At 57.5% G+C, this 22,813-nt stretch carries 22 protein-coding genes; 10 read left to right on the top strand and 12 right to left on the bottom strand.

Annotated features, from left to right (window positions below):
* Positions 1-80 precede the first annotated feature (80 nt).
* The 5 genes from ACOAP0_RS17655 to ACOAP0_RS17635 form a co-directional block, all read right to left on the bottom strand.
* Positions 81-1,619 carry a 2-isopropylmalate synthase gene (locus tag ACOAP0_RS17655; RefSeq protein ID WP_498377486.1) on the bottom strand — a complete coding sequence of 513 codons (1,539 nt, stop codon included), beginning with the start codon at positions 1,617-1,619 and terminating at the stop codon, positions 81-83.
* Positions 1,620-1,640: 21 nt separating this feature from the next.
* Entirely contained in the window at positions 1,641-2,474 is an 834-nt protein-coding gene (gene pssA / locus ACOAP0_RS17650) for a CDP-diacylglycerol--serine O-phosphatidyltransferase (RefSeq protein WP_087493512.1), read from the bottom strand.
* 162 nt (positions 2,475-2,636) lie between these two features.
* A complete protein-coding gene (gene ilvC, locus ACOAP0_RS17645) occupies positions 2,637-3,653 on the bottom strand; it encodes a ketol-acid reductoisomerase (RefSeq protein ID WP_087493511.1) in 1,017 nt (338 codons plus the stop codon).
* A 135-nt stretch (positions 3,654-3,788) separates the two neighbouring features.
* Positions 3,789-4,280: an acetolactate synthase small subunit gene (gene ilvN / locus ACOAP0_RS17640; RefSeq protein ID WP_087493510.1), complete on the bottom strand. Its 492-nt coding sequence runs from the start codon at positions 4,278-4,280 to the stop codon at positions 3,789-3,791.
* A 136-nt stretch (positions 4,281-4,416) separates the two neighbouring features.
* Positions 4,417-6,195, bottom strand: coding sequence for an acetolactate synthase 3 catalytic subunit (locus ACOAP0_RS17635; protein ID WP_498377485.1), 1,779 nt, complete (start codon positions 6,193-6,195; stop codon positions 4,417-4,419).
* A 290-nt stretch (positions 6,196-6,485) separates the two neighbouring features.
* Between ACOAP0_RS17635 and ACOAP0_RS17630 the strand changes: the two genes are divergently transcribed.
* From ACOAP0_RS17630 to ACOAP0_RS17610, 5 genes are all read left to right on the top strand, one after another.
* Positions 6,486-7,052 (top strand): RNA polymerase sigma factor, encoded by a 567-nt coding sequence (locus ACOAP0_RS17630; protein WP_087493508.1) that lies wholly within the window; start codon positions 6,486-6,488, stop codon positions 7,050-7,052.
* Entirely contained in the window at positions 7,049-7,486 is a 438-nt protein-coding gene (locus ACOAP0_RS17625) for a DUF3619 family protein (protein WP_498377484.1), read from the top strand. Before ACOAP0_RS17630 ends, ACOAP0_RS17625 begins: the two co-directional genes overlap by 4 nt.
* Positions 7,487-7,522: 36 nt before the next feature.
* The gene (locus tag ACOAP0_RS17620) at positions 7,523-8,164 is read left to right on the top strand and encodes a DUF3106 domain-containing protein (RefSeq protein WP_498377483.1); all 642 of its coding nucleotides are present in this window, start codon (positions 7,523-7,525) and stop codon (positions 8,162-8,164) included.
* Between the two features lie 85 nt (positions 8,165-8,249).
* Positions 8,250-8,744, top strand: a complete 495-nt coding sequence (locus ACOAP0_RS17615) for an RDD family protein (protein ID WP_498377481.1) — start codon at positions 8,250-8,252, stop codon at positions 8,742-8,744.
* A 19-nt stretch (positions 8,745-8,763) separates the two neighbouring features.
* Positions 8,764-9,174: a diacylglycerol kinase gene (locus ACOAP0_RS17610; protein WP_498377480.1), complete on the top strand. Its 411-nt coding sequence runs from the start codon at positions 8,764-8,766 to the stop codon at positions 9,172-9,174.
* 9 nt (positions 9,175-9,183) lie between these two features.
* On the opposite strand, the gene ACOAP0_RS17605 is transcribed toward ACOAP0_RS17610, so the two are convergent.
* The gene (locus ACOAP0_RS17605; RefSeq protein ID WP_087493503.1) at positions 9,184-9,522 is read right to left on the bottom strand and encodes a P-II family nitrogen regulator; all 339 of its coding nucleotides are present in this window, start codon (positions 9,520-9,522) and stop codon (positions 9,184-9,186) included.
* Between the two features lie 20 nt (positions 9,523-9,542).
* Complete coding sequence (locus ACOAP0_RS17600; RefSeq protein WP_498377479.1) at positions 9,543-11,219, bottom strand: NAD+ synthase; 1,677 nt, start codon at positions 11,217-11,219, stop codon at positions 9,543-9,545.
* Between the two features lie 73 nt (positions 11,220-11,292).
* On the opposite strand from ACOAP0_RS17600, the gene ACOAP0_RS17595 reads away from it, so the two are divergent.
* On the top strand, positions 11,293-12,486 hold the full coding sequence (locus ACOAP0_RS17595; protein ID WP_498377478.1) for a GNAT family N-acetyltransferase: 1,194 nt from the start codon (positions 11,293-11,295) through the stop codon (positions 12,484-12,486).
* On the opposite strand, the gene ACOAP0_RS17590 is transcribed toward ACOAP0_RS17595, so the two are convergent.
* Together ACOAP0_RS17590 and ACOAP0_RS17585 are read right to left on the bottom strand one after the other, a co-directional pair.
* Complete coding sequence (locus tag ACOAP0_RS17590) at positions 12,483-14,594, bottom strand: methyl-accepting chemotaxis protein (RefSeq protein ID WP_498377477.1); 2,112 nt, start codon at positions 14,592-14,594, stop codon at positions 12,483-12,485. The genes ACOAP0_RS17595 and ACOAP0_RS17590 overlap by 4 nt on opposite strands.
* 73 nt (positions 14,595-14,667) lie before the next feature.
* Entirely contained in the window at positions 14,668-15,189 is a 522-nt protein-coding gene (locus ACOAP0_RS17585) for a chemotaxis protein CheW (protein WP_498377476.1), read from the bottom strand.
* Between the two features lie 233 nt (positions 15,190-15,422).
* On the opposite strand from ACOAP0_RS17585, the gene ACOAP0_RS17580 reads away from it, so the two are divergent.
* Positions 15,423-16,217: an esterase/lipase family protein gene (locus tag ACOAP0_RS17580; RefSeq protein WP_498377475.1), complete on the top strand. Its 795-nt coding sequence runs from the start codon at positions 15,423-15,425 to the stop codon at positions 16,215-16,217.
* A gap of 137 nt (positions 16,218-16,354) precedes the next feature.
* Here ACOAP0_RS17580 and ppa read toward each other — a convergent pair whose 3' ends face one another.
* On the bottom strand, positions 16,355-16,885 hold the full coding sequence (ppa, locus tag ACOAP0_RS17575) for an inorganic diphosphatase (RefSeq protein WP_087493497.1): 531 nt from the start codon (positions 16,883-16,885) through the stop codon (positions 16,355-16,357).
* Positions 16,886-17,113: 228 nt separating this feature from the next.
* Here ppa and ACOAP0_RS17570 point away from each other — a divergent pair, with 228 nt between their 5' ends.
* From ACOAP0_RS17570 to ACOAP0_RS17560, 3 genes are all read left to right on the top strand, one after another.
* Positions 17,114-19,168 (top strand): sodium-translocating pyrophosphatase, encoded by a 2,055-nt coding sequence (locus ACOAP0_RS17570; protein WP_087493496.1) that lies wholly within the window; start codon positions 17,114-17,116, stop codon positions 19,166-19,168.
* A 131-nt stretch (positions 19,169-19,299) separates the two neighbouring features.
* Positions 19,300-19,707, top strand: a complete 408-nt coding sequence (locus ACOAP0_RS17565; RefSeq protein WP_498377474.1) for a response regulator — start codon at positions 19,300-19,302, stop codon at positions 19,705-19,707.
* A 30-nt stretch (positions 19,708-19,737) separates the two neighbouring features.
* Complete coding sequence (locus ACOAP0_RS17560) at positions 19,738-19,938, top strand: response regulator transcription factor (protein WP_498377473.1); 201 nt, start codon at positions 19,738-19,740, stop codon at positions 19,936-19,938.
* Here ACOAP0_RS17560 and ACOAP0_RS17555 read toward each other — a convergent pair.
* A complete protein-coding gene (locus ACOAP0_RS17555) occupies positions 19,935-21,875 on the bottom strand; it encodes an ATP-binding protein (RefSeq protein ID WP_498377472.1) in 1,941 nt (646 codons plus the stop codon). The two genes, ACOAP0_RS17560 and ACOAP0_RS17555, sit on opposite strands and share 4 nt — an antisense overlap.
* Entirely contained in the window at positions 21,872-22,810 is a 939-nt protein-coding gene (locus ACOAP0_RS17550; protein ID WP_498377471.1) for an ABC transporter substrate-binding protein, read from the bottom strand. The genes ACOAP0_RS17555 and ACOAP0_RS17550 overlap by 4 nt, the downstream gene beginning before the upstream one ends.
* Positions 22,811-22,813 lie beyond the last annotated feature (3 nt).

Here is a 22,813-nt window from a genome sequence, read left to right as displayed (position 1 = left end):
TGCCGGCAGTTTAATCAAAAAACTCTAAATAGATCAACTACTTGCAGGCTAAACCTCAACTATTTTTCAAAAGACTGTACTCAACCTTGAGCAGCAACTCTGTCAGCCTTGTTCTGAAGCTTGTTCAGGGCACTCAAATAAGCCTTCGCAGAAGCCACCACGATGTCGGGATCAGCGCCGACTCCGTTAACGACCCGGCCACTATTTTGCAAACGTACCGTGACTTCACCTTGGCTTTCTGTTGAACCACTGATGGCATTCACAGAATACAAGACCATCTCAGCACCACTCTTGACGAGCGACTCAATGGCCTTGAGAGATGCGTCCACAGGACCATTTCCATCGGACTCGCCCTTCATTTCCTTGCCACCAGCAGTAAACACGATGGCCGCACGGGGACGTTCGCCGGTTTCACTGTGCTGGGACAGAGATACGAAGCCATATTGCTCACTCTCCAACGACACGCTTTCGTCACCGACAAGAGCCAAAATATCTTCGTCAAAAATCTCGCTCTTGCGATCAGCCAGCTCTTTGAACCGCGCAAACGCTGCATTGATTTCCGACTCGCTGTCGAGCTGAACACCCAGCTCCTGCAAACGCTGTTTGAACGCATTGCGACCACTGAGCTTTCCGAGCACCAGCTTGTTGGCGGTCCAACCCACGTCTTCAGCGCGCATGATTTCGTAGGTATCCCGCGCTTTCAGGACGCCGTCCTGGTGAATGCCCGACGCGTGGGCAAATGCGTTGGCCCCAACCACTGCCTTATTCGGTTGCACCACGAACCCGGTCGTCTGGCTGACCATACGACTTGCAGCCAGGATGTGCTTGGCATCGATACCCAGCTCCAGACCAAAATAATCCTTGCGGGTTTTGACCGCCATGACGATTTCTTCCAAGCTGCAATTGCCGGCCCGTTCGCCCAAACCATTGACGGTGCATTCGACCTGGCGTGCCCCCCCGATCTTGACGCCTGCCAACGAGTTGGCGACAGCCATGCCAAGGTCGTTATGGCAGTGCACCGACCAGATCGCTTTGTCCGAATTAGGTATGCGTTCCCGCAAATTCTTAATGAAGTTACCGTACAGCTCTGGCACTGCGTAACCCACGGTATCCGGCACATTGATGGTGCTCGCCCCTTCAGCAATCACGGCCTCCAGAACACGGCACAAAAAATCAGGGTCACTGCGGTAGCCATCTTCGGGGCTGAACTCGATATCTGCCACCAAATTCCGCGCAAACCGTACGGACTGCTTGGCCTGCTCCAGCACCTGCTCAGGTGTCATACGCAGCTTCTTTTCCATGTGCAAGGCAGAAGTTGCAATGAAAGTGTGAATACGTGCGCTGTTGGCGCCCTTGAGGGCCTCGGCTGCACGGGCGATGTCACGGTCATTGGCGCGCGACAACGAACACACGGTCGAATCCTTGATGGAACTTGCGATCAGTTGAACAGCCTCAAAATCGCCGTTCGAGCTAGCTGCAAAGCCAGCCTCAATGACATCCACTCGCAAGCGCTCCAGTTGGCGCGCGATACGCAACTTTTCGTCGCGCGTCATGGATGCACCGGGCGACTGCTCACCGTCACGCAAGGTCGTGTCAAAAATGATCAACTTGTCTGTCATCGCTTCTTCTCCAATACAGATTTACATGTGCAAGCCGCGTTCGTCCGGCTCGTCGGTAGAGGTGCTGATCACGCTTGTCTGCACGCCGCGAGCTTTTCTGACGGCATAGATCACATAGCCGCTCAGACCATAGACCACAAAAACTCCAAAAATGACGGTAGGCGGATCAATGTTGATAACCGCGATTCCCAAAGCAATCAGAACGATCACGGCGAATGGCACGCTCTTCTTCATGCTGACATCTTTGAAGCTGTAGAAAGGCACGTTGGTCACCATGGTCAGGCCGGCATACAAAGCAAAAGAGAAGGTGACCCAAGCGATAGAAATGCCCCAGACCGACTCGGTTCCCTTGAAGCCCAACTCGGTCATCAGCCAGATAAAGCCAATGACCAACGCTGCTGCTGCCGGTGAAGGCAAGCCTTGGAAATAGCGCTTGTCCACAACGGCGGTATTCACATTGAATCGGGCAAGTCGAAGCGCAGCGCAGGCGCAGTAGACAAAGGCAGCGATCCAACCCCAACGTCCCAGCTCCTTGAGAGCCCAGATATACGAAATCAACGCAGGAGCCGCACCAAACGACACCATGTCGGAAAGAGAATCCATCTGCTCACCGAAGGCACTTTGGGTATTGGTCATGCGCGCTACGCGGCCATCGAGACTATCCAGAACCATGGCCAAAAAGATGCCGACACAGGCCAGATCGTATCGGCCATTCATCGCCATCACGATGCCGTAAAACCCGCCAAACAGAGCTGCCAGGGTGAACAGATTGGGCAAAACATAAATGCCCTTGCGTCGCTTCACAATGACCACAGCGTCAGCGCTTGCAACTTTTGATTCAGAACCATCATGCATAAATTCTCCTTGCCAGCCACACACGACCAAGCGATCCAGATTGGAGCACTCCGTGCCGGCACGATTGGGGTGCAGTGTAAAGCAGTGCAATGAAGCCCTTCTGAAGAACACCCACCAACGCAAAAGGCCACCGGAGTGGCCTTTTGGTATACCTGCAACTGCTTAGTTGCGGGTCTGGTCCACCAACTTGTTCTTGGCGATCCAAGGCATCATGGCGCGCAATTGCGAACCCACCACCTCGATGCTGTGATCAGCGGTGTTGCGACGGCGCGCTGTCATGCTTGGGTAGTTCAAACGACCTTCCTGGATGAACATCTTGGCGTAGTCACCGTTCTGGATGCGCTTCAATGCGTTGCGCATGGCCTTGCGGGACTCTTCGTTGATGACTTCAGGGCCTGTCACGTACTCACCGAACTCCGCATTGTTGGAGATGGAGTAGTTCATGTTGGCAATGCCGCCTTCATAGATCAGGTCAACGATCAACTTCAGTTCGTGCAAGCACTCGAAGTACGCCATTTCAGGTGCGTAGCCGGCTTCCACCAGGGTCTCGTAACCCATCTTGATCAACTCAACTGCGCCACCGCACAACACAGCCTGCTCACCGAACAAGTCGGTTTCAGTTTCTTCCTTGAAGTTGGTTTCAATGATGCCGGCCTTGCCGCCACCGTTGGCCATCGCGTAGCTCAGAGCCAGATCACGGGCTTTACCGGACTTGTCCTGGTGTACAGCGACCAAATGAGGCACGCCGCCACCTTGGGTGTATGTGTTGCGCACGGTGTGGCCAGGAGCTTTGGGAGCCACCATCCAGACATCCAGGTCGGCACGAGGCACGACTTGGTTGTAATGGACGTTGAAGCCGTGTGCAAACGCCAAAGAAGCGCCTTGCTTGATGTTGGGAGCCACGTTGTTGGTGTACACCTCGGCGATTTGCTCGTCGGGCAACAGGATCATGACGACGTCAGCAGCCTTCACTGCATCGTTCACTTCCATCACGGTCAAGCCGGCTTTGCCGACTTTGTCCCATGAAGCTCCGCCCTTGCGCAGACCGACCACGACCTTCACGCCGCTGTCGTTCAAGTTTTGCGCGTGTGCATGGCCTTGGCTGCCGTAACCGATGATGGCAACTGTCTTGCCCTTGATCAGGCTCAGGTCACAATCCTTGTCGTAAAAAACTTTCATTTTTCTCTCCGAAATAAATATTGGCGAAAAGCGCCCTGTTGCAAAAACTACCTAAGCTCGGGGCGAACGGTAAACACTGTCGCCAAACAATCCCTGTGTGTTGAGCCAGCCGAAGCACACACAGGAAAAACTTCATCAAACCCGCAGAATGCGCTCGCCGCGACCGATGCCGCTGGAGCCGGTTCGCACCGTTTCCAGAATGGCGGTGCGCTCGATGGCTTCCAGGAACGCATCGTTCTTGGATTGATCGCCTGTGAGTTCGATGGTGTAACTCTTTTCCGTCACATCGATGATGCGGCCACGGAAGATGTCGGCCATGCGCTTCATCTCTTCGCGCTCCTTGCCCACCGCACGAACCTTTACCATCATGAGCTCACGCTCGATGTAGGCACCTTCTGTGAGATCCACAACCTTCACCACCTCAATCAGGCGGTTCAGGTGCTTGGTGATTTGTTCGATCACGTCATCCGAGCCAGTGGTCTGAATGGTCATGCGCGACAAGCTCGGGTCCTCTGTGGGAGCCACGGTCAGGGATTCAATGTTGTATCCGCGGGCCGAAAACAAGCCCACGACACGCGACAAAGCGCCGGGTTCGTTTTCGAGCAAAACTGCAATGATGTGTTTCATAAGTACCGATTCCTCTTTTCGCTGCCCTCCCCGTGCGGCGGTAACCGCACAGCTTGGCAGACAATAGATTCTTCAAAAATGATAGCAGCTCGCGCACACTGGATGTGCGCTAGAGCACTAATTGACGTAAATCTGCTTAGAGATCCTCCGACCCGAGCAGCATCTCTGTGATGCCCTTGCCGGCCTGGACCATGGGGAACACGTTTTCAGTGGGATCTGTGCGGAAGTCCATGAACACTGTGCGGTCCTTGAGTTTGCGGGCCTCGCGCAATGCGGGTTCCACATCCTGGGGGCGCTCAATCAGCATACCGACGTGACCGTAGGCTTCCGCCAACTTCACGAAGTTCGGCAACGCATCCATGTAACTGTGGCTGTAGCGGCCTTCGTACTCCACTTCCTGCCACTGACGCACCATCCCGAGGTAACGGTTGTTCAAGGAGCAGATCTTGATTGGCGTGTTGTATTGCAGGCAGGTGGAGAGCTCCTGGATGTTCATTTGTACCGAGCCTTCGCCGGTAATGCAGAACACCTCGCTTTGCGGCTTGGCCAGCTTGATGCCCATGGCATAGGGAATGCCCACGCCCATGGTTCCCAGACCACCGGAGTTAATCCAACGACGGGGCTCGTCAAACTTGTAGTACTGCGCAGCCCACATCTGGTGCTGGCCAACATCAGACGTGATGTAGGTGTCCGCGTCTTTGGTCATGTTCCAAAGAGTTTCCACGACAAATTGCGGCTTGATCACATCGCCGTTGCCGGGGTTGTACTTCATGCAATCGCGCTTGCGCCATCCTTCAATCGTGTCCCACCACGCGCCCAATGCGTTCGCGTCAGGCTTGGTCGAACCCTCACGGATCATCGCGATCATTTCGTTGAGCACGTCCTTCACATCGCCCACGATCGGGATATCGACCTTCACCCGCTTGGAGATGCTGGATGGGTCAATGTCAATATGAATGATCTTGCGCTCATTCTGGGCGAAGTGCTTGGGGTTGCCGATCACGCGGTCATCAAAACGGGCGCCAACCGCCAAGAGTACATCGCAGTTCTGCATGGCATTGTTGGCTTCGACGGTACCGTGCATGCCCAGCATGCCGAGGAACTTGCGGTCACTCGCAGGGTACGCACCCAGACCCATCAAGGTGTTGGTGCAGGGGTAGCCCAACATGTCCACCAGAGTGCGAAGTTCGTTGGATGCGTTGCTCAGCAACACGCCGCCACCGGTGTAAATGTAGGGGCGCTTGGCGGTCAACAACAGTTGCAAGGCCTTGCGGATTTGTCCGCCATGGCCCTTGCGCACTGGGTTGTAAGAACGCATTTCCACGCTCTCAGGGTAGCCGTGGTAAGGCACCTTCTTGAATGACACGTCCTTGGGGATATCGACCACCACAGGACCGGGACGGCCACTGCGAGCGATATGGAACGCCTTCTTCATGACTTCCGCCATGTCTTTGGCGTCCTTCACGAGGAAGTTGTGCTTCACGATGGGGCGTGTGATGCCGACTGTGTCGCACTCTTGGAAAGCATCCAGTCCGATCGCGTGCGTAGGCACCTGACCGGAAATAATCACCATGGGAATGCTATCCATGTAAGCAGTGGCAATGCCGGTCACGGCATTGGTCAGACCCGGCCCGGATGTCACCAACGCCACGCCGACATCACCGGTGGCGCGTGCGTAGCCGTCGGCAGCATGCACGGCTGCTTGCTCGTGGCGTACCAGAACGTGCTGGATTGTGTCTTGCTTGTAGAAAGCGTCGTAAATGTGCAGAACTGCACCACCGGGGTAACCCCAGATGTATTTGACGTTTTCGGCTTGTAGCGCTTTGACAAGGACTTCCGCGCCCCTCAACTCGGGAACGGCGGCGGATTTGGATGCAGATGCGGCCGAAGCGATTTCGGCTTTAGAAATTTCCATGATGAACCTTTGTGAATTTCTCTGACGAAAAACCTTGGGTGCCCCTTCGCAAACACTTGTGGAGTCGCGTCGGGACTTAAGGTCAAAGCCATGGGCGCATTGAATGTTGCGCCGGACCAGGACCCGTTTGCCTTTTAATTGCACCGGTATTATGGCATTTGTTTAGACACGCCCTTTCGAACAACGGTTTGCAATCCTTGCCGGAATGCAATAATCACGGGCTACTCCGCCAGAAATTGCGTTGAGACAGTCTGTCAGACTTTTGTTTATGCCTTCAATGGTCCAGTCACTTGGCAACCGAAAAAGAACTCTCTGATTTCCTGAAAAGTGTCGAAAGACGGGCCTTCAAACGGGCGGCATACCATGTCCGCAACGATGAATCCGCTTTGGATATCGTTCAGGACAGCATGATGAAACTGGCCGAACACTACGGCCACAAGCCGGTTGAAGAGCTCCCCATGCTGTTTCAGCGGATTTTGTCCAACAGCACCCTGGACTGGTTTCGCCGGCAAAAAACTTACAGCGCTCTTTTTTCTACATTGAGTGATTTCGAGTCGGGAACTGAGGACGAAGACTTCAATCTATTGGAGTCCTTGGTGACAGACCAAGGCGGAGAGCAATCGGAAAGTGCGGAAACGCAGACCGAGCGCGCACAAACCTTGCTTTCGATAGAAGAAGAAATTTTGCGGTTGCCGCCACGTCAACGGGAAGCCTTCCTTATGCGTTACTGGGAGGATATGGATGTTGCGGAAACGGCTGCCGCAATGGGTTGCTCACAAGGCAGCGTCAAGACACACTGCTCCAGAGCGGTGCAGGCCCTGGGAAATGCGTTGAAAGGAAAGGGAATTCGGCTATGACAACAAGAAAATCGCACCATTCCGGTGCCGACATACAAGAAGCTGTTGCACGCGCGATTACCTCACGCTTGAACGAGAGCGCCAACGCTTTACCCCACGACATCTCGGAGCGGCTGAAGGTGGCTCGCATGCAGGCTTTAGCCAAGCGCAAGCTGGTCGCTGAGGCAGTTTCAGACAGCGTCGTGCTCGCACAGGCCGGTCAGGCGACCATGGGAATGCGTTCCGGCTTCCGGAATTGGATGACTCAACTAGGTTCCTGGTTGCCTTTGTTGGCGCTGATCACTGGTATGGTCGTGATCGGGATAGCGCAAGACGATTGGACGGCCCAAGAAATTGCAGACGTGGATACCGAATTGCTGACCGATGCCCTGCCCCCTGCGGCTTACACCGATCCAGGATTTGCACAGTTTTTACGCAACAACCAGGAAAAGTAAGCGCCGCTGCCTTTACATTCCTTTTTTCTGACAGCCATGCAACGCCTCCCCTTTCACGCCACTGCCAAGAACGTCGCGTTGACCGCAATTTGCGCAACGGCGATGCTTGGTGCGCCTGAAATGCCATGGGCCCAAAATGTGCCCGCGCCAGTCGCTCAGGCTGGCGCTGCAGCCCCTGCAATTACGTGGGCGAGCCTCACGAACGCACAAAAGACGGCACTTGCACCGCTTCAGACGTCTTGGGAGACACTCACAGACGGACATCAGCGCAAGTGGATTGCCTTGTCGCAGAACTTCGGCAATATGTCTGCTGGCGATAAGGAAAAGCTGCACAGCCGCATGGGCGAATGGGCGGCCCTCAAGCCGAAAGAGCGTCAGCAAGCGCGACTGAATTTTGCGGAAACCAAGAAAACGCCCGCTGCAGAGCGAGCTGCCAACTGGGAGGCTTACCAAGCCTTGAGCCCCGAAGAGAAAGAGGCATTGGCAAAAAAGGCTAACGCTAAGCCCGCAGGTGCTGCAATTGCGGCCAAAGCACCCTCCCCTCAAAAGTTGACTCCAGTTCCTTTGACGCGCAACTCGCCAGACACCCAAAGAGAAAAACTGGCAGCCCAACAGCCTGTGGACCGCAACACGCTGCTGCCTTTGGCGCCTGCAGCCAAGCCCACCAGCACCAACTAAGGACCTTGGTTACCCGACATCTATGCGCGGGCGATACTGGGGTGCCTACAATCTGGCCTTCATTTCTACGAAGGTCGCTACTTTGATGACAATCGCGTTGGACACCCCCGGTCTGTGGCGCCGCATGGCGTGCTGGGTTTATGAAGGCATTCTGCTTTTCGGGGTTGTATTCCTGGCCGGATACCTGTTCGGCACCCTCAGTCAGACGCGTTATGCGTTGGACAACCGGCACGCCCTGCAAGCCTTCTTGTTTGTGGTGCTGGGCATTTACTTCGTCTGGTTTTGGGCCCACGGGCAGACGCTGGCCATGAAAACATGGAATATCCGAGTAGTTGGCCGTGACGGGAAAAAGATTACGCAACTGCGCGCTTTGGGACGCTACGTGTTGAGCTGGGTATGGTTCCTCCCGCCCTTGCTGGCGGTATCGCCCTTTCACCTGTCGGGTGGTGAGATCGTCGTCATCTGCCTGGGCTGGTTTGCTGTATGGGCAATCTTGAGCCGCTTTCACCCTCAACAGCAGTTCTGGCACGACGCATGGGCTGGCACTCGTCTCGTCACCTCTGCCCCCCTCAGCCGCTGAACGGCGACCCAAAGGCCTCATGGAATCCACGCCTGAAAATCACATTGATCCTGCGGTCAACCCGCAAAAACAACGTCGGGGCTTGAGCCGCATTCTGCATGCGACGCGCTACTCATGGGCTGGCTTGCAAGCCGGGTGGAACGAGCCCGCATTCCGGCAGGAATGTGTTCTGGCATTGGTGCTGCTACCGGCATCCCTTTATGTGGGCCAAAGCTGGCTAGAGAGCGCCGTCCTCGCGGCAAGCGTCATTGCAGTGATGGTGGTGGAGTTACTGAACACCGCGGTCGAGTCCGTCGTCGACCGGGTAGGCCCCGAGTGGCACCAGCTGTCCAAACGGGCCAAAGACATAGGCAGTGCAGCCGTGCTGCTAAGCCTGCTGCTCTGCGCCGTCATCTGGTGTGCGGCGCTTTGGCAGCGCTTTGCTGTTTAAGCGTTTAGCTTAGACAGCGGATTCATCCTGCTCGCCAGTACGGATGCGGACTACACGCTCCACGCTGGTCACAAAAATTTTCCCGTCGCCAATTTTGCCGGTGTGAGCTGCTTTGACGATGGCGTCCACGCAGCGGTCCACGTCATCAGTTTTCACAACCACTTCCACCTTCATCTTGGGCAGAAAGTCCACGACGTACTCCGCACCGCGATAGAGCTCGGTATGGCCTTTCTGGCGGCCGAAGCCTTTGACTTCGGTCACAGTCAGGCCGGTCACGCCGCATTCAGCGAGCGCTTCACGGACTTCTTCCAACTTGAAGGGTTTGACGATGGCGGTAATTTGTTTCATCTGCGTGTCCATTGTAAAAATCAGGCCCGAAAACGGTTGGTAATAGGATAACGCCAATCCTTGCCGAAGCTGCGGTGGGTAACACGGATTCCTACCGGCGCCTGGCGGCGTTTGTACTCATTGATCTTGATGAGCCGGGTGACGCGCTCGACATCTTCCGTCCGGTAACCTGCGGCGATGATGGTCTCCATACTCTCGTCGTTCTCCATATAGCGCTCTAGGATACCGTCCAGCACCTCGTAAGGCGGCAGGCTGTCCTGATCCTTCTGATCCGGGCGCAACTCGGCACTGGGCGGACGCGTGATGATGCGCTCAGGAATCGGGGAGGCGCAGGTGCCATAGGGGTCATGGGCGTTGCGCCACCATGCCAGCTTAAACACCGTAGTTTTGGCCAAATCCTTGATGACCGCAAAGCCGCCGGCCATGTCGCCATACAAGGTGCAATAGCCGGTGGCCATTTCAGATTTGTTGCCGGTCGTCAGCACGATGCTGCCGAACTTGTTGGACAAGGCCATCAACAAAGTTCCGCGGATACGGGCCTGGATGTTTTCTTCGGTCGTGTCTTCCGCGCGGCCGGCAAACTCACCTGCCAACGAGGCCTTGAAGGCTTCGAACTCCGGAACGATGGAAATTTCGTCATAGCGTACGCCCATACGAGCCGCCATGTCGCGGGCATCGATCCAGCTGATGTCAGCGGTATAGGGCGAAGGCATCATGATGGCACGCACCTTGTCGGCCCCCAGCGCGTCCACCGCAACGGTCAGTACCAAGGCGGAATCGATGCCACCCGACAAACCCAGCAACGCACCTGGGAAGCCGTTCTTGCCCACGTAATCCCGCACCCCCAGCACCAGCGCGTCCCACAGGTCCGCCTCAGCAGACCGCTCAGGCTCAACAACCGCTACCAATTTGATAGCTTCTTGCGCACGCGCCACCTGCGCTACAAACAGATTTTCCTTAAAACTCGGAGCCCGACCGGTGACTGCACCCTGTGCATCCAAGGTGAAGGAGTGGCCTTCAAAAACTACCTCATCCTGACCACCTACCAAATGGGCATAGACCAAAGGCAAGCCCGTGGCACGGCAGCGCTCACCCATGCGTGCTTCGCGTTCATAGCCCTTGCCCACATGGAAAGGTGACGCGTTGATCACCGCCAGCAGCTCGGCACCTGCTTCTTTGGCCAAACGGGCAGGCTCTTCAAACCAAGCGTCTTCGCAAATCAGCAAGCCCACTTTCACGGCACTTGCGCCCTCGCCCGCTTCAAACACACACACACCTTGGCCGGGGCTGAAGTAGCGACGCTCGTCAAACACTTGGTAGTTCGGCAATTCACGTTTGGCGTAGTGGGCGACCACCTGCCCTTCGCGCAACACACTGGCCGCGTTGAAGCGACTCTGGATGGCGACCGAGCGGGTGCGGCTGTCACCTCCGGTGGGGTGACCGACCACCACGCTCAAGCCCTTTAACCCGGCGAGCTGCCGCGCCACCGATTTCACGGCATCATCACAAGCTTGGATGAAGGCGGGGCGCAAGAACAAGTCTTCAGCGGCATAGCCGCAAATGGACAATTCAGGCGTCAACACCAGCCGCACACCTTGGTCGTAGGCGTGGGTGGCCGCATCGACGATTTTCTTCACATTACCGTTCAGGTCACCGACGATGAAATTGAGTTGCGCAACGCACAGTTTGAGAGTCATGAACCAGCAGATCGAAGTTCACAGCCTGAGGGCGTTTGCAGTCGCCGTGTGGCTGTCGCGCCGGGGGCGCTAAATGGGTAGCGCTGATTATGTCATCCGGGTGTCAAACGCACCCTCTGAGGTGGATTCCCGCACATGGGATGCGCTGCTGGCCATACAAGCCCACCCAACCCCTTTCATGCGCCACGCTTACTTGGCCGCCATGGCTGAGAGCGGCAGCGCCACGGCCGCGACCGGCTGGAGCGCCCACTTCATCACCCTGCACCGGGACGACTCCCTTTGCGCCGCCTGTGTGGTCTACCTGAAAGACCATTCGTATGGCGAATACGTGTTCGACTGGGCCTGGGCTAGCGCCTACCAGCAGCACGGCCTGGAGTACTACCCCAAGGCCGTGATTGCCGTACCTTTCACCCCCGTGCCCGGCGCCCGTCTGCTGGCGGTGGATGCACAGGCCCGCGCAGCGCTGCTGCAGGCGGTGCAGGCGTGGTGCGAATCGGTGAACGTGTCATCGGCCCACATGCTGTTTGCCGCCGATACAAACATGCAGACTGCTAAGGATGCCGCATGGATGGCACGGCACACCGTGCAGTTTCACTGGCACAACAGCATGCCTGGCTATGCGGACTTTGACCATTTCCTGCAGTCCATGAACCAGGAGAAGCGCAAGAAAATCAAGCAGGAGCGTCGCAAGGTGGCTGAGGCTGGGGTCACGTTCCGCCACAGCCAAGGCGCAGACATCAGCGCTGCAGATTGGGATTTCTTCTACCGCTGCTATGCCCAGACCTACCGCGAGCACGGCAACCCGCCCTACCTGACGCCCGACTTCTTCCGGCGCATGGCCGCAAGCATGCCCGAACATTGGCTGCTGTTTGTGGCGGAGCGCGAAGGCAAGCCCATTGCTAGCAGTTTGATAGCTGTTGGCGCACGTTCCACCGGCGCTACAGGCCTATTTGATACAGAAGACCGGGTTGCGTACGGCCGCTATTGGGGCGCCGTGGAGCAGGTGGACTGCCTGCACTTCGAGGCTTGCTACTACCAGCCATTGCAATGGTGTATTGCGAATGGCTACCGGCGCTTTGAGGGCGGCGCCCAGGGCGAACACAAGATGGCCCGCGCCCTGCTCCCCGCCAAAACCAGCAGTGCCCACTGGCTGCAGCACCCTGCGTTTGCGGATGCGGTGCAGCGCTTTCTGGAGCGTGAAGGCGAAGGTATCCAGAACTACTTGGAGCACCTGGAGCAGCGTACGCCGCTCAAGAAGCCGGCTTAAAAAGTCTCCCAATCATCATCCCCGCCCGCAGGCGTGACGCGGCTGCTGGTCTTGGGGGGCGAGATGGCCTGAGCAGTCAGCACCGGCGGTGCTTTGGCCGGTGAGGCTGCTGGTTTGGCGGCTGGCTTGGGGGGAGTTTTGGAAGAACTTGCGGCGGCCGCGGCCCTACGCTCGGGCCCAGCAAAGTTCAGCTTTTGGGGCGGGTTGGACCGCACTGCTGCTTTGGGCATAGGGCTTGCCAATGCGTGACTACCACCGCTGGACGGGCTGCTGCTGGAATAACCGCCGTGGCTTTCGTTGCCCAGTTTGAATACCGCCACCACCTGCACCAGATCATTGGCCTGACTCTTCAAGCTGCTGGCAGCCGCTGCCATCTCTTCCACCAAGGCGGCGTTCTGTTGCGTAGCCTGGTCCATCTGGGTGACTGCTTCTCCAACTTGAGAGACACCTGCACTCTGTTCTGAGCTGGCTGCGCTGATTTCTCCCATGATGTCTGTCACCCGGCGGATGCTGCTCACCACTTCGGTCATGGTTTCACCGGCTTTGTCTACCAGGCTGCTTCCTTGCTCTACCCGCTCTACGCTGGCGTTGATCAGGGTCTTGATTTCTTTGGCAGCTTCGGCAGACCGTCCTGCCAATGAGCGGACTTCAGAGGCTACGACTGCAAAGCCCCGGCCTTGTTCCCCGGCACGTGCTGCTTCTACCGCTGCATTCAAAGCAAGGATGTTGGTCTGGAAGGCAATGCCGTCAATGACGCTGATGATGTCTGCAATCTTGCGGCTGGATTCGTTGATGCCTTTCATGGTCTCCACGACCTGGCCCACGACTTCTCCGCCTTGAATAGCCACGGTAGAGGCATTCATGGCCAGTTGATTGGCTTGACGGGCGGAGTCAGCGTTTTGTTTGACGGTGGAGCCGAGCTCTTCCATCGAGGCTGCGGTTTCTTCCAGCGCGCTGGCTTGTTGTTCGGTGCGGGCGGAGAGGTCGTTGTTACCTTGGGCGATTTCGGCGCTGGCGGTGGCTACTGCGTCGGCGCTGGAGCGCACTTGCTTGAGCACACCCTGGGTCTTCTCTACAAACTGGTTGAAGCCGGTAGCGATTGCAGCCAACTCGTCATTGCCGGACGTTTCAATACGGCGAGTCAGGTCGCCCTGGCCGGAACCGATGTCCTGCATGGCATCTTTGAGCACCACCAGGCGCGCCAGCACCTTGGTCAGGACGGCACCGATCAGCAAGACCGCGACCACGGCAATCGCCAGACTGCCCACAGCTGAGGACCACACCATGGCGGTAATGCCGCCCATGGCTTCCTGGCGCTTGAGCGCGATCACCAGAAACCAGTCGGTCCCGGCAATGGGCGTGGCGTAGGCCAAGCGGCTTTCACCGGAGATTTGGATGTCCCGAACTGCCTCTGCCTTGCTCAAGGCCTCCAGTCCGTTGCCTCCAAGATCAGGCGCAATATCGGTGACCGGCTTGAGCACCAAGGCCATATCCTCGTGCACCATGATCTTGCCGGCTTTATCGACGATGAAACCGTAGGTGCCCGGCGTCGGCCGGATAGAGGCCACATTCCGCACTACACCGTCCATAAACACATCAACCGCTGTCACCGCCTTGACTGCCCCACCCTCGCGGATGGCAGCAGAGAAGGTGATTACCAATTTTTTGGAACCGGCATCTACATAAGGAGGCGTCAGCGCCGGGCCTTGTGATGCAGCGGCCAACTGGTACCAAGGGCGTGCCGTCGGGTCGTAATCCGGTGGCAGATTTTGCTTTTCGGAGAAGGCCGTGCGCTTGTCGGCATAACCGATGTAGGCCGAGTCGACATCGCCCGCCACTTTGGCTTCTTCCAGAAACTTCAGTGGATCTGCTTCATTGACAGCAAAGCCGAAGGCCTTGACCACCTGATGCCGACTGGCAATCCACTCCGCCACACCGGTGGCATGCGAATGGGCCAGAGCGCGAGTCTGGTTGTCGAGCGACTCCAATGCATGCGAGCGGGCCGTGTAAACATTGGTCGTAGACAAGCCCGCAAGCCCAACCAGCACGAGCAAGCCGACCAGGCCCACAATCTTGCCGCGCAAGGAACTCAAAAAAGAGAATGGCATCGTCTACTCCAACAAAAGTTAACTACTGTTTTGGCCTGCGCAACTGCACGCAAGAAGCGTGCATTGCCTGACCTTACAGGGTCGCGGTCATCATGCCCATCTCGGAATTACTCATCAGAGCGTCCATGTTCATCACGATCAGCATGCGCTCGCCCAAGGTCGCCAGCCCCACGATAAACCGGGACTCCAATGCGGATTCAAATTGCGGTGCAGGTTTGATGGCTTGGGCATTCAGCGTGACCACGTCCGATACACCGTCCACCACCGCGCCGACCACCATGCCACGGATGTTCAGGATGATGACCACGGTGAAGTCGTTGTAATCCACCTTGGCCAGATTGAGCTTGAGTCGCAAATCCACAATCGGCACGATGACGCCGCGCAGGTTGATAACACCCTTCACAAAACTCGGCGAGTTGACCATCTTGGTGGGCACCTCGTAAGACCGGATTTCCTGCACACGCAGGATATCGATCGCATATTCCTCACTGCCGAGCCGCAAGCTCAAATACTGGCCGGAATCGGCGCCGGACGATAAAGCGGATGATGATTCGTGCGATTTGTCGAACAACGAAGAAGTGTGGGCGGTTTCCATCGGCGTACCTCAAAAATCAATTTAAATGTTTTTTAACATTTTTATCGATTCATGATACACCGGCTCCGGAATAATGCAAAGGCGGAAATACACCTTGAATCCGCCCCCGCGTCGCGCCTGAGGAGCCGCACCTAAAGCGCGCGGGTATCCGTGCCCATGGCCCGGAATGCTGCTAACTTCTTGGAAAGCAAAAGCCCCCTGAATCATCAGGGCTGCAGGAGACACAACAAGCCATGGCAAGCAAAGCCCCTTTGTCAGAACCCACACCCCACCCTGCTGCACCCGGCTGGCACTTGATTGCGCTCGAGTTGCGCGCGCCGTGGGAGCTTTGGTCGGTGCTGCCCAGCTGGCCGGTGTTGTCCAAGGCCCCCGCCGGCGACGGCCACCCCGTGCTGGTTTTCCCCGGCCTGACGGCCAGTGACGGATCCACCTTGCCTCTGCGGGCCTACCTGAAGAACCTGGGCTATGACGTGTCCGGCTGGAACCAGGGCTACAACTTCGGCCCGCGCGCTGGCGTTTTGGAGACTGCGCGCCAGCAAATCCTGGAGCTCGCGCAAAGTACCGGCCGAAAAGTCAGCCTGGTCGGCTGGAGCCTGGGCGGAATCTACGCCCGCGAATTGGCCAAAGAGTTGCCGGACCAGGTACGCGCGGTGATTACGTTGGGAACGCCCTTTGGCGGCTCCCACACCAGCACCAATGCCTGGAAGCTCTATGAACTCACTGCCGGACACAAGATCACAGACGCGATTGAGCAGTTTGACTTGGCTGGCGCGCCCCCTGTGCCTACCACCTCGGTGTATTCACGCAGCGACGGTGTCGTGGCTTGGCAAGCAAGTCTGCAGGCCAAAAGCCGCAAGCAGCCTCATACCGAAAACGTGGAAGTGTTTGCCAGCCATATCGGCCTGGGGCTGAACCCCAGCGCATGGTGGGTGGTGGCAGACCGGCTTGCGCAGGCGGAGGGTAAATGGCAAGCATTTCAGCCCGGTAGCTCACTGGCGCGCCTGCTTTTTCCTGACCCGCAACGCTGAACCGTGCGGAGTTCAGACGAAAAAATAGCGTCCCGGGATTTCCCCGGGACGCTATTTTTTTGATAGCTGCTCGCGCACACTGGACAGGCGCTAGAGGCCTGAAACACGCTGAATGTCGTGTTTCAGGTCAGTGCCGCTTACTGCTGGTTGTAGGCTGCGATGCCGTCCAGAATTTCCTTGTGGGCTTCGTCCACACCGCCCCAACCTTGGACCTTGACCCATTTGCCGGTGTCCAGATCTTTGTAGTGCTCAAAGAAGTGCTCGATGGCCTTCAGACGCACGGGGTTCAGGTCATCCAGCGTCTTCCAACGGGAATACAGGGGCAGGATCTTGTCAGTAGGCACCGCCAGCACTTTGCCGTCCAGGCCGCCTTCGTCTTCCATCTTCAAGATACCGATGGCACGGCAAGGAACCACCACGCCGGGTGGCAAGGGCACGGGGGTGATCACCAACACGTCCACCGGGTCGCCGTCACCAGCGATGGTCTTGGGCACGTAGCCGTAGTTGGTGGGGTAGTGCATGGCCGTATTCATGAAACGGTCCACAAAGATGCAGCCGGAGGCCTTGTCCACTTCGTACTTGATGGGGTCGCCGTTCATCGAGATCTCGATGATGACGTTGAACGATTCAGGCACTTTGTTGCCAGGGGTGACATTGTCTAGGGACATGCAATCTCTCTTTGTTTGAGTTGAAACAGGAAACGTACGGATTAACCCTGATTTTACTGACTTGGCACTTTCGAATTCACCGCTTGGCCGACAAAGCACGCTACATTGATTGTGTTGGCCAATCACCTCCCTCTGCCATGCAGGGTTGGAGCACTGAGGAAGCAACGCAGCGGGGACAACGCTGGCGTTGCTCCCATCTTTGCGAAACAACCATAGAGGAGTATTTCTATGACGGGCAACACAGCGCTATTTCTGGCGCTTGGCTGTGGGTTGATTGCCGTGGCTTACGGCTTTTGGGCACGCAGCTGGATTCTTTCCCAGGACGCAGGCAACGCACGCATGCAAGAAATTGCGGCGGCCATTCAAACCGGCGCCGCAGCCTACTTGGCAAGGCAATACAAAACCATTGCCATCGTCGGCGTGGTGCTCACCATCCTGATCGGTATCTTTTTGGACAGTCTCTCTGCGGTGGGCTTTGTGCTGGGCGCGGTGCTCTCCGGCGCCTGCGGCTTCATCGGCATGAATGTGTCGGTGCGTGCCAATGTGCGCACGGCGCAGGCTGCCACCAAGGGCATTGGCCCCGCCTTGGACGTTGCATTCCGCGGCGGCGCCATCACCGGCATGCTGGTGGTCGGCCTGGGCCTGCTGGGTGTGACGGGCTTTTATTGGTTTCTGGTGCCGGACGGCGCCGTTACTGCGGCCAAACTCAACCCGCTGATCGGGTTTGCCTTCGGCTCGTCCCTCATTTCCATCTTCGCGCGCTTGGGCGGCGGCATCTTCACCAAAGGTGCGGACGTAGGCGCGGACCTCGTAGGCAAAGTGGAAGCCGGAATTCCGGAAGACGATCCGCGCAACCCCGCCGTGATTGCCGACAACGTAGGCGATAACGTGGGTGACTGCGCCGGCATGGCTGCTGACCTGTTCGAGACCTATGCAGTCACGCTGATCGCCACTATGGTTTTAGGAGCACTTCTCGCAAGTGGGGCGGGCGCCAACGCCGTTTTATATCCGCTGGCTTTGGGGGCTGTTTCTATCGTGGCGTCCATCATCGGCTGCTTTTTCGTGAAGGCATCGCCCGGCATGAAAAACGTGATGCCCGCGCTGTACAAGGGGTTGGCGGTAGCCGGTGTGCTGTCCCTGATTGCGTTCTATTTTGTGACGCAATCGATGATTGTCGACAACGCCTTGGGCGGCACCGGAGCTGCAGGCAAACTGTTCGGCGCCTGCGCCGTAGGCCTGGTGCTCACCGCAGCACTGGTCTGGATCACCGAGTACTACACGGGCACCCAGTACGCGCCTGTTCAGCACATCGCCCAGGCATCGACCACGGGGCACGGCACCAACATCATTGCGGGTTTAGGTGTTTCCATGCGCTCCACCGCCTGGCCGGTGATCTTTGTGTGTATGGCCATTTACACCGCCTATGCACTGGCCGGCTTGTATGGCATTGCGATTGCAGCAACGTCCATGCTCAGCATGGCCGGTATCGTGGTGGCACTGGACGCCTACGGCCCCATCACCGACAACGCAGGTGGTATTGCCGAGATGAGCGAATTGCCTGCCAGCGTGCGGGACATAACCGACCCCTTGGACGCCGTAGGCAACACCACCAAAGCGGTCACCAAAGGCTATGCCATAGGCTCCGCCGGCCTGGCCGCCCTGGTGCTGTTTGCGGACTACACCCACAAGCTTGATGCTTACGGCAAGCACATCAGTTTCGACTTGAGCGATCCGATGGTCATCATCGGCTTGTTCATCGGCGGGCTGATCCCCTACCTGTTCGGCGCCATGGCCATGGAGGCCGTGGGTCGTGCCGCAGGTTCTGTGGTGGTTGAAGTGCGCCGCCAATTCAAGGAGATCAAGGGCATCATGGACGGCAGCGGCAAGCCGGAGTACGACACCGCAGTCGACATGCTGACCACCGCCGCGATCAAGGAAATGATGATCCCCAGCCTGCTGCCCGTAGTGGTGCCTATCGTGGTCGGGTTGGCGCTCGGCCCGGCTGCGTTGGGTGGCTTGCTCATGGGAACCATCGTGACCGGCTTGTTTGTGGCCATCTCCATGTGCACCGGCGGTGGCGCTTGGGACAACGCCAAGAAATACATCGAAGACGGGCACCACGGCGGCAAGGGCTCCGAGACGCACAAGGCCGCCGTAACCGGTGACACGGTGGGCGACCCCTACAAGGACACCGCGGGTCCAGCCGTCAACCCGCTGATCAAGATCATCAACATCGTGGCCTTGCTGATCGTGCCACTCATGATGAAGATCCACGGCGGTTGATTCGCGCTGTCACCAGCCAGACAGGGCCCGCATGCCAAGCGCTGCGGGCCTTTTTGTTGGACGTGTAAAGACATCTGCCTTGCGATAACATGCAACACATTCGCTAACTCGGCGTCTACAAAGAGACTGACGTGAAAATTCTTGTGATTGACGACCACGCATTGGTGCGTGAAGGTTTGCATCAAGTCCTGAAGGGACTGGATGAAGATGTGACGGTGTTGCAGGCAGGGACCTGCGCGCAGGCGTTCGACCAAGCTGCAGACCACCCCGATCTGGATCTGGTGTTGCTGGACTATCACTTGCCGGACATGACGGGCCTTGCCGCGCTCGATATCTTCGGCCAGCGCCATCCCGAGCTGCCGATCGTCATGTTGTCCGGATCTGCCAACACGCAGATCATGCGTCAGGTGTTACAGAACGGCGCTTCCGGTTTTGTCACGAAATCCACCCTGAGTGATGAGCTCTTGCATGCAGTGCGGCTGGTGCTCAACGGTGATGTGTACTCACCCCGTGAGCTGGAAGGACGCTCCGATTTCTGAGCCCTGGAAGCGGCAACCGACAAGGCCCCGTTGACCCAGCGCCAGGAATTGGTCCTCCGTGAATTGCTCGACGGACGTTCCAACAAGGAAATAGGCACCACGCTCAACGTGTCGGAAGAAACGGTGAAGACCCATGTGGCAGCCATCTTGCGCCACTTTGACGTACAAAACCGCACACAGGCTGTCGTGGCCGCCGCCCGCAGCGGCTACCGCCCCGCTACCGCCGCCTAGGATTTTTCCTGAGTTTCCGGGGCGCTGTTAATCGCCAAGCGCCGCAAGAGGCTACGCAATTTTGCGGGCCTCACAGGCTTGTGCAAAAGCGTCAAGCCGGCGGCTTTGGCAGATTGAATCAGCTCCGCATCCGTGTCACCACTCATCAGGCAGGCTGGTATATCCCGCCGGGCATGAGACCTGACCATGGCGATGACATCCATGCCGTTGCGGTCTTCACCGAGACGGAAATCCGTGAGAACAAGATCTGGCGCGGGGTAAGCATTCACAAAATCCAGGGCCTGCTGTACACCGGCCGCCGCATTCACCACACAGCCCCAGGAGCGCAGAAGCTCCTGCAATGCCTCCAGCGCAAAGCCATCATCTTCCACGATCAGGATGCGCATCCCTTCCAATTCGCCGAAACCTGCAGGCTCCGACAAAGGGTTGGACGTCACCGGAATTGCACGTGGCAAGGCGCGCGGAACGCGAATGGAGAAGCGGGTGCCACAGCCGAGATCGGACCGCAAGGACACGGTATGGCCTAACAGCTTGGCAGTCCGCTCCACGATGTTCAGCCCCAAGCCAAGCCCTTGCGTGCGGTCCCGCCCGGAGTTCCCCACCTGATAGAACTCGCGGAAGATTTCACGCTGGTGCTCGGGCGAAATGCCAATGCCACTGTCTGACACATCGAAACGCAGTTGGGCTCCGCCCTCGATCACACGACAGGTAATCAAAACGGTACCCCGTTCTGTGTAGCGGATGGCATTGTTGGCAAGATTCATGAGCATGCGCTGCAAGAGCACAGGGTCACTCAAAAACCACTCGCCGGAGGCCCGAACCCTCAGGCGCAAACCCTTGCCTTCGGCCAAAGGTAGCAAAGCTTTGCGAAGCCCTTGAAGAATGTCCTCCACCGGTGCAGCGACCCGTTGCACCTGCACCGCGCCAGCGTCCAGACGGGAGACATCCAGCAGCCCGTCCAACAAGTCCTGCATGGATTGAACAGAGGCCTCCAGGCTACCCACCACCTGGCGGGTTTCCGCATCCAGACGCAACTGGCCCAAGCGCGCCACAAACATGCCCAATGCGTGCGTTGGTTGCCGCAAATCGTGGCTGGCAGCGGCAAGAAAACGGGACTTGGCCAAAGTGGCAGTCTCCGCCTCTTCTTTCTTCAGGCGCAGTTCCCGGGTTGCTGCCTCTACCCGGTACTCCAACTCCTCACGCCCCCAGGCCAAGCGCTGTGCCATCTGATTCAGCCGGATCTGCAGGTCAAACAATGGGTCCGATGGCAAGGCTTCTGAACTTGGCGACAAGTCACCTTCACCAATGCGTTCGATCGTGCGGGATACCCGCATCACCGGCCCGATCACCCCTTCGCCCAGTCGCAAGGCCAACAAACCGCCCAGAAGCAGACCCGCCATCCCGATGACCACTGCTACGAGCAGCGTTTCCCGACCGCGGGTATCGAGACGCTCGCGCGACACTTCAAGAACCACGTACCCGAGAACGGAGCTCCCACGGGCTGCCGTTCTAGGGCTGAAAAAGTCGTCCAGTGAGACATTGCTGCTGGAGACACTCTCCCAAATCACGTCTACACCCAGTGTTTTTTGCAGGGCGATGTAATTCGCCCCTACTGCTTCTGACAGCTCGCCATACCGGCTCTTTCCGGTTTTGGCCAAAAGCTGTCCATTGGCGTCAAAAATGGCGATGGAACGCACATCCGCCTCGTTCTGCAAGCCTGCCGAAATCGCCTGCAGGCTTGCCACGTTGCCGGAAAAAAGTCCGTACTCGCTGGACATGGCAATCTGGTGAGCAATCAGTTTGGCACGCATGATGTGGGCTTCATCCAGATCGGAGACCCGCGTCGACCAGAACACTGCCATCAAGGACACCACAACCAGAAACACCGGCGCGAGTGCGGCCAGAAGCATGCGGAACCGGATACCTCGGAAGGTCATGGTCGCTTCTCCCACCGACGCAGACGCTCTGTGAGCGATTGCTCATCCAGATTCAAACCCAGTGAGCGCGCCACATGGTCATTGAGCACAATGGTGTAGTCTGAGGGGTATTGAGAACTGACAGCACCACTACCCTGCTGAAGCGCCCGGGCCATCTGTACAGCTTGCTGACCGATCTGCTTGGGCGTGCTGTGCAAAGAGAGCAGCGCCCCCGCTCTTACATAAGCGGGTGAGAATGCCACGACGGGGACCCGGGCACGGTAGGTGGCCAGCAACACATTCGAAATGCTTGAACCGTTGTAGACCTGCGGATCTGGCACGGCCAACAACACATCCGTGTCGTCCAACACTGCTTTCAGACCTGAAAAAAGATTGTTGGTACCGCCCACGTAGCCGCTCACCAGTTCCATTCCACGCGCTTGAAGGCCGGCGAGCAAACTGCCCGCTTGCATGCCGGACTCCGCACCCCACAACACACCCACCTTTTTCGCATCCGGCAGTGCCAGTTTCAGCAACTCGACCTGACGCGGGAACGGTTGTTCCAGATACAACGCAACCACAGGCGTGGATGGCCTTTTGGCTTGTTCCCTGACAATCCGCTCAAACCCCGCCTTTGGAATCAAGGCCGCAATCACAGGAACACGAAGATCCTTGGCGAGTACCTTCTGGAGTGCCTCGCTACCCAATGTGACAATGATTTTGGCGGCGGACAGCGAAGGTGCATCAAGAGCGGACGCATCTGTCAGAAACAAAATCTGAGCTTCCGATTTATCAACGCCAGGTCGCAACCAGTCTGCTGCAATGGTCTGCGCTGCCTCCGAGTAGCCCGGACTTCTGTCACCGCTAACTACGACCAACTCTGTGGCGCCCGCAAACCCCACGCCCATGCAACACGCGAGCAGCGTGTACATGATTTGCAGAAGTATGCGGCGCATGGG

The organism is Curvibacter sp. Hmag1.1 (assembly GCF_059769165.1).
Note: the sequence above shows the minus strand (reverse complement) of the source record. Positions and strands in the feature narration are given on the sequence as shown.

What these genes read in the sequence shown, in the direction of transcription:
- ACOAP0_RS17655 (WP_498377486.1), bottom strand. Translation starts at nt 1,619, where the DNA reads ATGACAGACAAGTTGATCATTTTTGACACGACCTTGCGTGACGGTGAG.
- pssA (WP_087493512.1), bottom strand. Translation starts at nt 2,474, where the DNA reads ATGCATGATGGTTCTGAATCAAAAGTTGCAAGCGCTGACGCTGTGGTC.
- ilvC (WP_087493511.1), bottom strand. Translation starts at nt 3,653, where the DNA reads ATGAAAGTTTTTTACGACAAGGATTGTGACCTGAGCCTGATCAAGGGC.
- ilvN (WP_087493510.1), bottom strand. Translation starts at nt 4,280, where the DNA reads ATGAAACACATCATTGCAGTTTTGCTCGAAAACGAACCCGGCGCTTTG.
- ACOAP0_RS17635 (WP_498377485.1), bottom strand. Translation starts at nt 6,195, where the DNA reads ATGGAAATTTCTAAAGCCGAAATCGCTTCGGCCGCATCTGCATCCAAA.
- ACOAP0_RS17625 (WP_498377484.1), top strand. Translation starts at nt 7,049, where the DNA reads ATGACAACAAGAAAATCGCACCATTCCGGTGCCGACATACAAGAAGCT.
- ACOAP0_RS17620 (WP_498377483.1), top strand. Translation starts at nt 7,523, where the DNA reads ATGCAACGCCTCCCCTTTCACGCCACTGCCAAGAACGTCGCGTTGACC.
- ACOAP0_RS17615 (WP_498377481.1), top strand. Translation starts at nt 8,250, where the DNA reads ATGACAATCGCGTTGGACACCCCCGGTCTGTGGCGCCGCATGGCGTGC.
- ACOAP0_RS17610 (WP_498377480.1), top strand. Translation starts at nt 8,764, where the DNA reads ATGGAATCCACGCCTGAAAATCACATTGATCCTGCGGTCAACCCGCAA.
- ACOAP0_RS17605 (WP_087493503.1), bottom strand. Translation starts at nt 9,522, where the DNA reads ATGAAACAAATTACCGCCATCGTCAAACCCTTCAAGTTGGAAGAAGTC.
- ACOAP0_RS17600 (WP_498377479.1), bottom strand. Translation starts at nt 11,219, where the DNA reads ATGACTCTCAAACTGTGCGTTGCGCAACTCAATTTCATCGTCGGTGAC.
- ACOAP0_RS17595 (WP_498377478.1), top strand. Translation starts at nt 11,293, where the DNA reads ATGGGTAGCGCTGATTATGTCATCCGGGTGTCAAACGCACCCTCTGAG.
- ACOAP0_RS17590 (WP_498377477.1), bottom strand. Translation starts at nt 14,594, where the DNA reads ATGCCATTCTCTTTTTTGAGTTCCTTGCGCGGCAAGATTGTGGGCCTG.
- ACOAP0_RS17585 (WP_498377476.1), bottom strand. Translation starts at nt 15,189, where the DNA reads ATGGAAACCGCCCACACTTCTTCGTTGTTCGACAAATCGCACGAATCA.
- ACOAP0_RS17580 (WP_498377475.1), top strand. Translation starts at nt 15,423, where the DNA reads ATGGCAAGCAAAGCCCCTTTGTCAGAACCCACACCCCACCCTGCTGCA.
- ppa (WP_087493497.1), bottom strand. Translation starts at nt 16,885, where the DNA reads ATGTCCCTAGACAATGTCACCCCTGGCAACAAAGTGCCTGAATCGTTC.
- ACOAP0_RS17570 (WP_087493496.1), top strand. Translation starts at nt 17,114, where the DNA reads ATGACGGGCAACACAGCGCTATTTCTGGCGCTTGGCTGTGGGTTGATT.
- ACOAP0_RS17555 (WP_498377472.1), bottom strand. Translation starts at nt 21,875, where the DNA reads ATGACCTTCCGAGGTATCCGGTTCCGCATGCTTCTGGCCGCACTCGCG.
- ACOAP0_RS17550 (WP_498377471.1), bottom strand. Translation starts at nt 22,810, where the DNA reads ATGCGCCGCATACTTCTGCAAATCATGTACACGCTGCTCGCGTGTTGC.